The sequence below is a fragment of the Corynebacterium sp. UD i78 genome (assembly GCF_056280545.1).
This window is the reverse complement of sequence record NZ_JBWCED010000001.1, coordinates 3,140,814-3,152,379: the sequence shown is the minus strand read 5'-3', so window position 1 is coordinate 3,152,379 and position 11,566 is coordinate 3,140,814. Positions and strand designations below refer to the sequence as shown.

The 11,566-nt window shown below is 67.8% G+C and carries 12 protein-coding genes; 5 read left to right on the top strand and 7 right to left on the bottom strand.

The window, feature by feature from the left end:
• The first annotated feature begins 186 nt into the window (after positions 1 to 186).
• Positions 187 to 1,614, top strand: coding sequence for an FAD-dependent oxidoreductase (locus ACZ9GM_RS14750; RefSeq protein WP_291476313.1), 1,428 nt, complete (start codon positions 187 to 189; stop codon positions 1,612 to 1,614).
• A 236-nt stretch (positions 1,615 to 1,850) separates the two neighbouring features.
• On the opposite strand, the gene ACZ9GM_RS14745 is transcribed toward ACZ9GM_RS14750, so the two are convergent.
• A complete protein-coding gene (locus ACZ9GM_RS14745; protein ID WP_291476315.1) occupies positions 1,851 to 2,279 on the bottom strand; it encodes a hypothetical protein in 429 nt (142 codons plus the stop codon).
• A 17-nt stretch (positions 2,280 to 2,296) separates the two neighbouring features.
• Entirely contained in the window at positions 2,297 to 3,118 is an 822-nt protein-coding gene (locus ACZ9GM_RS14740) for a cutinase family protein (protein WP_291476316.1), read from the bottom strand.
• A 162-nt stretch (positions 3,119 to 3,280) separates the two neighbouring features.
• On the opposite strand from ACZ9GM_RS14740, the gene ACZ9GM_RS14735 reads away from it, so the two are divergent.
• Together ACZ9GM_RS14735 and trhO are read left to right on the top strand one after the other, a co-directional pair.
• Positions 3,281 to 3,832: a GNAT family N-acetyltransferase gene (locus tag ACZ9GM_RS14735; protein ID WP_291476318.1), complete on the top strand. Its 552-nt coding sequence runs from the start codon at positions 3,281 to 3,283 to the stop codon at positions 3,830 to 3,832.
• A gap of 22 nt (positions 3,833 to 3,854) precedes the next feature.
• Positions 3,855 to 4,805: an oxygen-dependent tRNA uridine(34) hydroxylase TrhO gene (gene trhO / locus ACZ9GM_RS14730; RefSeq protein WP_291476320.1), complete on the top strand. Its 951-nt coding sequence runs from the start codon at positions 3,855 to 3,857 to the stop codon at positions 4,803 to 4,805.
• Here the strand turns inward: trhO and ACZ9GM_RS14725 are convergent.
• Positions 4,724 to 5,422 (bottom strand): aspartate/glutamate racemase family protein, encoded by a 699-nt coding sequence (locus ACZ9GM_RS14725; protein WP_291476323.1) that lies wholly within the window; start codon positions 5,420 to 5,422, stop codon positions 4,724 to 4,726. The two genes, trhO and ACZ9GM_RS14725, sit on opposite strands and share 82 nt — an antisense overlap.
• Before the next feature lie 43 nt (positions 5,423 to 5,465).
• Here ACZ9GM_RS14725 and ACZ9GM_RS14720 point away from each other — a divergent pair, with 43 nt between their 5' ends.
• Positions 5,466 to 6,185 (top strand): RidA family protein, encoded by a 720-nt coding sequence (locus ACZ9GM_RS14720; protein ID WP_291476324.1) that lies wholly within the window; start codon positions 5,466 to 5,468, stop codon positions 6,183 to 6,185.
• Between the two features lie 6 nt (positions 6,186 to 6,191).
• Here the strand turns inward: ACZ9GM_RS14720 and ACZ9GM_RS14715 are convergent, their stop codons facing one another.
• From ACZ9GM_RS14715 to purT, 3 genes are all read right to left on the bottom strand, one after another.
• A complete protein-coding gene (locus tag ACZ9GM_RS14715; protein WP_476038269.1) occupies positions 6,192 to 6,701 on the bottom strand; it encodes a pentapeptide repeat-containing protein in 510 nt (169 codons plus the stop codon).
• Between the two features lie 191 nt (positions 6,702 to 6,892).
• Positions 6,893 to 8,131, bottom strand: coding sequence for an HNH endonuclease signature motif containing protein (locus ACZ9GM_RS14710; RefSeq protein ID WP_476038268.1), 1,239 nt, complete (start codon positions 8,129 to 8,131; stop codon positions 6,893 to 6,895).
• A gap of 194 nt (positions 8,132 to 8,325) precedes the next feature.
• Positions 8,326 to 9,537, bottom strand: a complete 1,212-nt coding sequence (purT, locus tag ACZ9GM_RS14705) for a formate-dependent phosphoribosylglycinamide formyltransferase (protein ID WP_291476138.1) — start codon at positions 9,535 to 9,537, stop codon at positions 8,326 to 8,328.
• A gap of 220 nt (positions 9,538 to 9,757) precedes the next feature.
• On the opposite strand from purT, the gene ACZ9GM_RS14700 reads away from it, so the two are divergent.
• Positions 9,758 to 10,240: an Hsp20/alpha crystallin family protein gene (locus ACZ9GM_RS14700; RefSeq protein ID WP_291476137.1), complete on the top strand. Its 483-nt coding sequence runs from the start codon at positions 9,758 to 9,760 to the stop codon at positions 10,238 to 10,240.
• A 100-nt stretch (positions 10,241 to 10,340) separates the two neighbouring features.
• Here the strand turns inward: ACZ9GM_RS14700 and ACZ9GM_RS14695 are convergent, their stop codons facing one another.
• Positions 10,341 to 11,489 carry an ATP-binding cassette domain-containing protein gene (locus ACZ9GM_RS14695; RefSeq protein ID WP_291476136.1) on the bottom strand — a complete coding sequence of 383 codons (1,149 nt, stop codon included), beginning with the start codon at positions 11,487 to 11,489 and terminating at the stop codon, positions 10,341 to 10,343.
• Positions 11,490 to 11,566 lie beyond the last annotated feature (77 nt).

Below are 11,566 nucleotides of genomic sequence, written 5' to 3'. Positions count from 1 at the left end.
TGCACTGAACAGACCACTCGGTCTATAGTCATGGGCCGTCACACCTGTACCCGGTCTGCCCTGACCCGCCCACGATCAACCACTGATCCGCCGCGGCCACTCCCGGCCCGCGACGAGGGTTCCAGTTCAAGTCAGGGCAGACTAACGTGGAAGTACTGCCACTCAACGGATTGGACCAACGAATTCATGTCTGACAACCGCCCGCTGCGCGTCGCCGTCATCGGATCCGGCCCGGCCGGTATCTACGCCTCCGATGCCCTGATGAAGTCCGGCCAGGACGTCTCCATCGACCTCTACGAGCGCATGCCCGCCCCGTTCGGACTGATCCGCTACGGCGTCGCCCCCGACCACCCACGTATCAAGGGCATCATCAAGAGCCTTCACAAGGTTCTCGACAAACCCCAGATCCGCCTGCTCGGCAACATCAACGTCGGCAAGGACATCACCCTCGATGACCTGAAGAAGTACTACGACGCCGTCATCTACGCCACCGGCGCCACCGACGACCGCGACCTGGACATCCCCGGCGGCGAGCACACCATCGGCGCCGGCAAGTTCGTCGGTTTCTACGACGCCAACCCGCACTTCTCCGATTCCTGGACCCAGCCCGCCGACTCCGTCGCCGTCATCGGCGTCGGCAATGTCGGCCTCGACATCGCCCGCGTCCTCGCCAAGACCGGTGAGGAACTGCGCGTCACCGAGATCCCGGACAACGTCTACGAGTCCCTCAAGGACAACCAGGCCAAGGAGGTCCACGTCTTCGGACGCCGCGGCCCGGCCCAGGCGAAGTTCACCCCGCTGGAGCTCAAGGAGCTCAACCACTCCCCGACCATCGAGGTCGTCGTGGACCCGGAGGACATCGACTACGACGAGGCGTCCATGGAGGCCCGTCACAACTCGAAGATCACCGACCAGGTCTGCACCATCCTCGAGAACTACGCCATCAACGACCCGAAGGGTGCCCCGCACAAGCTGTACCTGCACTTCTTCGAGTCCCCCGTCGAGGTCAAGACCGGCACTGACGGCAAGGTCACCGGCCTGGTGACCGAGCGCACCGAGTACGCCGACGGCAAGGTCGTCGGCACCGGCAAGCTCACCGAGTGGCCGGTCGGCGACGTCTACCGCGCCGTCGGCTACAAGTCCGACCGCCCCGAGGACATCCCCTGGGACGAGAAGGAACTGGTCATCCCGAACGTCGGTGGCCGCGTCCTCACCGAGGGTCCGACCGCAGACGGCATCGCCGGCGTCCCCGGCTCCGCCGACCCGGAGGCCGAGCTGCGTGAGACCCTGCCCGGCGTCTACGCCACCGGCTGGGTGCGTCGTGGCCCGGTGGGCCTCATCGGCAACACCAAGGGCGACGCCAACCAGGCCGTCGCCAACCTCCTCGAGGACGCCGCGCAGGGCATCGGCTTCGCCCCGGAGGACGCCTCGGAAGAGGGTGTCATCGAGCTGCTGCATTCCCGCGGTATCAACTACTCCACCTGGGAGGGCTGGTACAACCTCGACGCCCACGAGCGCGCCCTGGGCGAGGCCGAGGGTCGCGAGCGCAAGAAGGTCCGTGACATCGAGGAGATGATCCGGTACTCCTCCGGCGAGGCCCGCGTCGAGGCGTAGTCTCCCCCTTTTCACAGACATCCCCGGTTCCCCTGGTTCGCCAGAGGACCCGGGGTTTCCTGTCGGTGGCGTCTGCAGTTATCGGGCCGGTCTAGAAAACAGGTCCGATCTTGACCGGTGTTTCACGCGTCCCGGTCTACTGCGCGGTGCCCTCGTCCAGACGCACCGCGCCCAGCGGACACTGTCAGCCGAGGAGTCCCATCAGTTCACCTTGGCCGCACTTCTCGAAACGGATCTCAGCCCCGTTTCCTCCGGTGCACCTCGCACCGGATGAGCCAGTCCCCGAGCTGCACGCTCATGGTGCAGGTCTCATTGGTCGAGGGACCGGTGGCGGTCACGGACGTGCTCCCCCACGGGGCAGTCACCGTCGGATCGGGTGTCTCGTCGGCATTGAGGTCCGCCACGGCATACTCGAAATCGCCGGTGAGCTCACCGGCCGTCACCTCCGGGTCACGGAAGTCGTCCACGCTGACGCCGTCAAAGGCCCCGGGGTAGAGCATCGCCAGACCGGCCCGGACCTCGACGGCACCGTCGGAGACGTCGACACCGGCACTCTCAGCGGTAGTCTCCCCTCCTCCGTCGCGGTCACTGTCGCTGCAGGCCCCGAGTACAAGGACCGTGGTGAGCATAAGCGCGGGAACTGCAACGCACCGGGAGAGCGTCATATCAGTATCCCAACTTCCTAATCGGATACGAGGCCCATCAGTTCCTCACGCCAGTCATCGGCGTCATAGCTCTGGTGCGCGTCCAGATTCCCCAGGGACAGTGAATCCGGCGCACACACCACATCACCGTCAGCGCAGGCGTCGATGATGATCGCCGACCACTCCTCCGGCAGCAGCACATCGGTGGCCCCGGAATCGATCCCCGCACTCTTGGCCACCTGGGCGATGCCCTCACTGGAAGCCGTGTCGTACTCCGGCAGCCCCCGGACATTGTCGTCCGGCATCTTGTCCCCGTCCCCGATGAGGACGCCCGCCACGATCTGCACCGTCGGGCCGAGTGCCTCAAGCGCACGGTGCATCGCCATGGCACCCTGCGAGTATCCCGCAACCACGATCTTCGCGTCCTCCCCGCACTCCCCGATGGTGTCGGCGATGAGCTGCTCCGCGGCGTCCGCCCCCTCGGCGACCGAGTCAAGGAACTCCGACCATGCCGCACGGTCAGCCCCCTGGGGAACGGCCATCGCCGGATACTCCACCGCCCGGAGATTCACCGTCACATCCTCCGGAAGATCGTCGCGGAGATTCCGGTAGGTGTCCGCGACGATACTGCCGACCCCGTCATCGTCGATGAGGTCGGTCTCGGCGTCCACCTCCCGCTGCCCGGATCCCGCCGCGCCGATGAACTCCACGTCCGCACAGGTGGACGCAGTATCGTCGGAACCGCCCCGTCCACCGACACCCACGACAAGCGCGAGGGCGAGAACGACAATCAGAATGACAGCGGCGCCAGCGATCAGCCAGCGGCGTCGGTGGGATGACGGGGAAGACTGGTGCGGCATGGGTCGCGGTGATCCTTACTGTGGCGTCGGGAAAACGGTCCAAGAATACCGGACCACCAGGTTCGTTCACCGTCAAAATAGTTTCCCACCTGCGGAGACGGGCCCGCAGAAAATCCGGCATCCCGCCACAGTCACCCCCGGAAGCCGTCTATCCTGTACGCCATGACCGATAGCCAGGAGACCGCCTCCGAGACCCCCGAAGTCCACATCACCGGCAAGCAGCTGCTCGCCATGCAGCCGGGCCAGGTCCATGCCCTCTACAAGCTGCGCGTGGACACCTTCGTCAACGAGCAGCACACCACCTTCGCCGAGATCGACGATGCCGACGCCGAGCCCGGGACCCACCACGTCCTCGCCTACGTCCACCCCGGCCACGCGCCGAACTACCGCTGGGGCACCCCGGACCCGGGCTCCCCGCTGCGACTTGTCGGCACCGCCCGCATCTTCGGCCCCGCCGAAGAACAGCAGGTCGGACGCCTCGCTGTCCTGCCCGAATTCCGCGGCTTCGGCATCGCCCGCCAGATCGTGGACGCCACCCTCGAGGTCGCCCGCGGTCGCGCCGCCGCCCTCGATCCCGTGACCGAGACCGCCATCGTCAAGATCGACGCCCAGGTCGCCACCCAGCCCTTCTACGCCTCCTACGGTTTCGAGCCCATCGGTGCCCCCTTCACCGTCGAGGGCATCGAGCACCAGGAGATGCACCTCACGCTCTAGGCACCGCCTAGACTCGTCAGACGTGAGTGAATCCCGCATCCTCCTCTACTACCGCTTCACCCCGGTCGCCGACCCGACCGCGGTGAAGCTCTGGCAGCGCACCCTCTGCGAGTCCCTGGGGCTGCGTGGGCGGATCATCATCAGCCGTGACGGGATCAACGGCACCGTCGGCGGGGCCCTGGCCTCGGTCAAGACCTACATCCGCCGCACCCGCGAGTACCCGGGATTCCACGACATGGAGTTCAAGTGGTCCGCCGGCTGCGCCGAGGACTTCCCGAAACTGTCGGTGAAGGTCCGCGACGAGATCGTCACCTTCGGCGCCGCGGACGACCTGGAGGTTGACGAGCACGGCGTGGTCGGTGGCGGCGTCCGCCTGAGCCCCACCCAGGTCAACGACCTGGTCGCCGAGCGCGGCGACGACGTCGTCTTCTTCGACGGCCGCAATGCCATGGAGGCGGCGATCGGCCGGTTCCGCAACGCCGTCGTGCCGGACGCCACCACCACCCGTGACTTCCTCGAGGAACTGGACTCGGGCAAGTACGACGAGCTCAAAGGTCGCCCGGTCGTCACGTACTGCACAGGCGGTGTGCGCTGCGAGGTCCTCAGCAAACTCATGGTGGACCGCGGTTTCGGCGAAATCTACCAGCTCGACGGCGGCATCGTCCGCTACGGCGAACAGTTCGGGGACGCCGGTCTCTGGGAGGGCTCACTGTACGTCTTCGACCGTCGGATGCACGTCGAGTTCAGCGAGGACGCCGCGCAGCTCGGCCACTGCATCCACTGTGGCGAGCCCACGAACACCTACCGCAACTGCATCAACGGCGACTGCCGTGACATGGTGCTCATCTGCGATGACTGCGTCGCTGATCCGGCGACCGCGCACTGTGGACGTCAGGAGTGCCGCGGCGTGGCAGCTGCTGCCGAGAGCTCTGCCGCCGCGGCGGTCAACGGCTCGACGATCACGTCCGGGTAGCGCCCCGCCAGGTCGGCGGCGGCGTCACCCAGCGGCCCGCCACCGATGACGACGCGCTGCGCCCCGGCCACCAGACACCGCCTGACCACCGCGTCCAGCTCCTCCCGACAGGCCACCGGGTCCTCGGCCAGCACCAGTGGCTCGGTGGTGGTCAGCTCCACCCCGGTGAACAGGTCCGCCGCGCTCCCCTTCCCCAGGGCCCGGGGCACCAGACCGGTGATCAAGTCTGCGAGGTCCGGTGTGGTCGTGGCGACCGCGAACCGGCGTCCTCCCTCGACTGCGGCACGCACCGCCGCCTCACCGATACCGGTCACCCTGAAGCCTGCGTCCTGCAGTTCGGGGACGCCGGGGTCACCGAATGCCGCGACCACCACCCTCGGGGCGTCCTCCGGAACCCGAGCCAGCCCCTGCACCAGGTCGACGACGTGCCCGGCCGCATCCGCCAGCGCCCCGGGGCCGGTGATCATCGCGGGGCCTGCCGTCACGGTCAACGCCGTGACCTGCAGGTTGCAGTCCATGTCGGCGAGCGCCGTCTGAAGTCGTCGTCCCATCATGGCCGTGGTCGCACGGTTGGTGTTCGGGTTGACCAGGACCACGCCCGGGCTCTGCTCTGACATTCGTATGATGGTAGCCGGACGTTCGACAATTCCGGAGGATCACATGCGACACCCGCGCACCGCTGCCCTGCTCACCGGCGGAGCCCTGATGCTCACCGTGAGCGCCTGCGCCGACGAAGCGGTGTTCAGCAGTTCCGTCTCCGACGAGACCGACGCGGCCGCCGCCGGCATCTCCGTTCCCGCAGACGCCTCGATCTTCCGTTCCTCCGCCACCGGCCCGGAGCGCCTGAACTACATGGCCGAGGACGGCGACCCGATGTCCTTCGTCGATCCGGACCTGCTCGATGACGACGGCAAGCTGCCCGAGGACATGACCGTCACCGAGGCGCAGTCCCTCCAGGTGCTCTCGCAGCTCGAGGACCTGCTCACCGACCGCAAGCTCAAGCTCTACGAGGTGGGTACGGTGCGGGTCTATCTCGCCGCGGACGGTGACGACGGCGCGGACTTCGACGGTTGGGAGCGCGCCTACCGCCGCTACTTCGCCAACATCGACCGGGACACGGGCCGGTCGCTGCTCGAAGAGCCGGTGGAGACCACCTCGGCGTCCGCGTCGGCATCGGCCTCTGCGACTGCATCTGCGTCCGTCTCGGATGAACCGACGGAGTCGACCTCCCCGGAGGCGGAGGCGTCCCCGACCAGTGAGCTCTACCCGGGGACGGACAACCGCACCAGGCCGACAATGGTCACCGTGGGGGTCGCCGAGCAGCCGGTGGAGGGCTGGCTGGTGCAGGTCGAGATCGAGGCCGTGCACGGCGAGAGCTGACCTCGTTCAGTCCTCGACCCTGACGCCCAGGTGGGCGGCGAAAGAGGTGGACAGCAGGGCGACCTGGACCGGGGACAGCGTCATCCCCCGCAGTCCGTCCGGATTGCGGACTCCGTGGATCTCGAGGCCGCGCAGGTCCACATTCCGGGCCTTCGCGTTGACCGCGTCGAAGGCGTCCACCTGGCAGTCCTCGAAGGCGATCCGGTCAGCCCGGACACCGCCGAGGTCGAGGTCCCCGATCCGGCAGTCACGGAAGAGGACGTCGGTGAGGTCCGTACCCCGCAGGTTGAGGAAGTCGATGCTGCAGCGCTCGATGATCAGACCGTGGATCCCTGCGTCCGCCAGGTCGACGGCACCCAGGCGGGAATCGCGGACGATGACGTCCTGCAGGCCGATCCGGTCGGCGTTCAGGGAGGTGGCGTTCACTGCAGTGAGGATGCAGTCGGTGATCCGGGCTCCGGTGAGGACCGCGCCGTGGGCGGTGAGGTTCTCCAGGCGACTGTCGATGAGAGTCATGCCGGAGAGGTCGCGGGAGATGTCGCCGTCGGTGATACGTACGAGCTCGTGGTCCTGGCGGGGGCCGAGCAGGGAGGGGTCGATCTCGTCGAGTCGGCCGGGAAAACCATCGACGGACGCGGCGAGGCGACCGACGTCGGGGGCGACGGTGGGGGCGGAATGGCATGATGCCCAGGATAGGGCGTGCCGGATCAGATGTCGGGCCCGGCTCTGGCCGGGGACAGGGGACCATCAGCCTCGGTCACCGCGATGACACCTGCCGGGCCGGTCCAGATCACCGTCACCCCACCATCGGTGGTCTCCGCCGCCCACAGTCCCGCAGTTTTCAGGGCATGATGCAGCCGGCACAGGCACATCCCGTTGATCACGGCCGTCGGACCGTCCGAGTCCGGACTGGTGTGCCACGAGTTGACGATATGGTCGTGCTCGCACCGGTCGGCGGGAATGTCACAGCCCGGGAACCGGCAGTGCCCGTCCCGGCCCTCCATCGCCGCACGCTGCATGGTGGGGAACCGGTAGGACTCACTCTCCTCGGCGAGGATCTCGGCCTGGTTCGGCAGGTTGCGGACATAGTCAGCCACCGACTCCAGCATCTCGGCGGTCACCTCGGAGATGTAACCGACCTTCGGGACAAACGCGCCACCGACACCGGTGACGCCGTCGACGGTGGTGCGGTACAGGTTGACCACCGTGCGCATCGCCTCCGGGGTGTCCCCGAGCTGATCGAGCAGCACACGTGCCCGGCACTGCGCCATCGAGGGCACGGCGGCACTGAAGTCGCTGAGGTCGCTGAGGTCGCTTTCGGTACCGTCCTGATCCTCAGCCGCCTTGCGTGCCGCCCGCAGCAGTTCCAGGGCCTTGTCACCGACAGCACCCCACACGGCGGTGGCGGTGGTCTCCGACCCGCAGTCCAGCACCAGTTTCGTGCCTCGCCTGGTCAGCCGCTGGGTGTCCTGCTCGGCCAGTTCGGTGGCTGCGACCAGGCCGGCGGCCACAGTGGCGAGGGTTTCCTGGACGACCAGGGCGAAGGCCTCCAGTCCGACGGGGCAGTTCGCTTCCATCCAGTCGGTCAGTGCTGCGGCGACCGCGGTGTCGATGACCGGGCCCAGCCGGCGCGCTTCTGTCCGGGTCAGTGTGGTGAGATGACGGTTGATCTGGGACCAGACGGTGTCGAGGTGGTCGACGGTGATCCGCCCGTCGGCGCCGAGCAGGTCGAACAACTCCGGCATCCGTGCGGCGAGTTCGGCAGCGTGTGCGTATCGGTAGGCTTCTGCCCGCGTCCTGCCGCGTAGCGCGAGGACGGTGGACAGGCGCAGGTCTTCGTCGATGGTCAACAGCCAGGTCACGAGATCGAACTCGGCGTGGTTGACCGCCTGGACGAGGTCGCGGGCAGGGTGTTCGGCATCCAGTGGCAGCAGTGCGGTGGTCATGTTCCCTCCCTCGCAGCGTCCGGATCATCATCGACCGACAGTTTGATCACTACCCGAAAGTATATCCGAGCCATCGGACAGTGTCAACCACACGTTCGAATCTCAGTCATTCGTGGACACCGGAGAACGTGGAGAAGACGCAGAAGTGCCGGGCCGGTCACCGACCGACCCGGCACTTCCGGGAACAGAAAGAGCTACCTCACGTGCAGGGAGACAGCGTCCGCCGCCATCTTGGCGGTCTGACGCGCCAGATCGGCGCTCTCGGCGGTCGTGAAGGCCACGCCCATGCGACGACGCTCATGGGAGACCGGCTTACCGAAGATGCGGACATCAGCCTCCGGCACATCCAGCGCCTGGGCCAGACCGGAGTAGGACGGGGCGTCGCCCTCCGTACCGCCGTAGATCACCGCGGAGGCACCCGGCGAGACCAGGGTGGTGTCGATCGGGAGGCCGAGGATCGCCCGGGCGTGCAGGTCGAACTCGCTGAAACGCTGGGAACCCATGGTCACCATGCCGGTATCGTGCGGGCGGGGGCTGACCTCGGAGAAGTACACGTCATTTCCCTTGATGAACAGCTCGACACCGAAGACACCTCGACCGCCCAGCGCGCCGGTGATGCGGGCGGCGACAGAGCGCGCCGCGCCCAGCGCCTCCTCGCTCATCTGCGCCGGCTGCCAGGACTCGACGTAGTCACCGTGCTGCTGACGGTGGCCGATCGGCTCGCAGAACCAGGTGGCGTCCTCGCCGGTGGCGGGATCGACGGACCGGATGGTGAGCAGGGTGATCTCATAGTCGAAGGGCACGAACTGCTCGATGATGACGCGCTCGGACTGGACCCGACCGCCACTCATCGCGTACTCCCACGCCGGGGCGATGTCCTCGGCGTCACGGACGTAGGACTGGCCCTTGCCCGAGGAGCTCATGACCGGCTTGACCACGCAGGGGATACCGATCTGGCGGACGCCGTCCTCGAACTCCTCGTAAGTCGAGGCGAAGACGTGGCGCGAGTTCGGCAGGCCGAGCTCCTTGTCCGCCAGGGTGCGGATGCCCTCCCGGTTCATGGTGAGCCGGGTGGCCCGGGCGGTGGGGATGACAGTGGCCAGCCCCGCATCCTCCACCTCGGCCAGCGCGTCGGTGGCCAGCGCCTCGATCTCCGGGACCACGAAGTCCGGGCGAACCTGCTCGACGAGGGCACGGACCGCCTGCGGGTCGGTCATGTCGATCGTGTACTGGTGGTCGGCGATCCGCTGAGCAGGGGCTCCGGTGTACCGGTCGACGGCGTGCACCTCCACGCCGAGTCGCTGCAGGGCGATGGTCACCTCGCGGCCGAGTTCACCGGAACCCAGGAGGAGGACTTTCGTGGCGTTGGCGGCGCCCGGGGTGCCGATGGCGTCGGGAGTGTACACCGTGTTCCTTTCAGGAGGGTGGCAGTTGTCGTCACCCCGAACGGTACCCCCAGGGTCTGGTCAACCACGAAACAAACAGACGTTCCGGGCACCGCGGGGGATGGTCTGTCCACCCGTTCCCGACCGGTCGGGAATAGATCCGGGGAGACCAGAGTTGAGTGTGGTGCAATCAACTTCAACCGGAGGTCCCGGGCTCTACCGGGACAGACAGGACAGCATCATGAGCACTTTCCGCCTCGACCCCTTCGCCCCGCTCGACCATGTCGCCCGCGGGTTCCTGGGTACCCCCGCTGAGCGCGCGCCGCGGTTCATGCCGATGGATCTCGCGAAGTCCGAGGAGGGCTTCACGCTCACCGCGGACCTCCCGGGTGTGGACCCGCGGTCCGTCGACATCGACATCGACAACGGACTCCTCACCATCTCCGCGGCGCGGACCACCGGCCCGGCGGACGCAGAGCGGGATGACGGCACCACCTGGCTCGCCGCTGAGCGGTTCTCCGGCACCTACCGCCGCCAGGTCGCCGTCGGGGACACCGTGGACACCGGCAGGATCTCCGCCGACTACGCCGACGGCGTCCTCACCGTGACGCTGCCGGTCGCCGAGCGGGCGAAATCCCGCCGCATCGAGGTGTCCCACCGCGGCGACGCTGCCGTGGTCGAGGCCCCTGCCGATGCCTCCGGAGAGAATTCTGACGGGGAGTAGGTAACGCCCTCTGACGAGGTGCCGATAGTCCGGGTGAGACACACGACATCTCAGTGAATGACCCGGCCGCCCCACAACTGCGGCCGGGTCTTTTTGCTGTTCAGAGTGGTTTCAGACTCACCGACGCATCGCTGACCGCCGCGGCGAACCCCGCGTTGTGGCAGGTCCACAGCACTGCCGGACGCTTCTCCCCCACCCCCAGGACACGGTGGTATTCCCCCGCCGCGTAGCCCCGCAGGACGCGGGCGAGCCAGGCATGCCCCGACGCGTCCAGTCCGACGGTCGGCTCATCGACGAGCAGCAGCTCCGGCCCACGGACCAGGGCAGCGGCGACCGCCACCATGCGTCGGGCGGCACTGGGCACGTCCAGGGGGTGGACGTCCGCCCACTGTTCCAGGCCCACCCATTCCAGGGCGGCCCGCGCATGGGCCCGGTCCGTACCCACCATGAGTTCGCGGAACACCGACCGCTTCGAGAACGCGGCGTCCATCCCGGTCGGCGCCCACCCCGGGGTCGGCGACGAGGGCGCGACCAGTCGTCCGGTGTGCGGGAGCAGCCCGAGCACGGCGAGCATGAGCGTGGTCTTACCCGACCCGTTCGGTCCGGCGAGGTGGGTGACCTGCCCGGCGCGGGCGACCAGGGACACGTCCAGGGTGAAGGACCCGTTCGTCGCGGTGAACCCGGCGTCCAACACCGGCTCCCCCGCAGTCGCCGGCGTCATCTCCGGCAGCTCCGGACCCGGTGCCGGAGCAGGTGTCAGCGCACCGTCGACCAGATGGAAATGCTGCCCGGCGAGTGACGCCAGTGGTGTGGCGACGCGGTCGTAGACGGTCACGTCGCCGACCTCGGCGCTGAAGCGGGACAGCGTCTCCACGAGGGTGTCCACCGCTGCGGCGTCCAGCCCGTCGGTCGGGCAGTCGAGAACCAGCGCACCGGGGTCGCGCAGCAGTGCCGCCGCGACGGCGACCCGGCGCGTCTGCCCGGTGGACAGCCGGGACGGGTCACGGTCGATGATCTCCCTCAGCCCCCAGAGGTCCACGGCGTCGTCGATACGGGACGCCATGACCTCCCGGGGGATCCCCTGCTGCTCCATGCCGAAAGCGAGTTCCTCACGGACAGTCGGACGCAGCAGGGTTATGTGCGCTGCGGCGTCATTCCCGACCCACGCGGCCCCGGACGCCTCGGCCGCAGCCCAGGCGTGCTCGGACAGGCCGGAGCCCGAGGCCCCCCAGATGTATCGCACGGTCATGGCCGTGACCGTACGCTGAAGGTGTGAAGATCGCCGCATTCGACATCGACGGGACGCTCCTGTTCGACGACGGCATC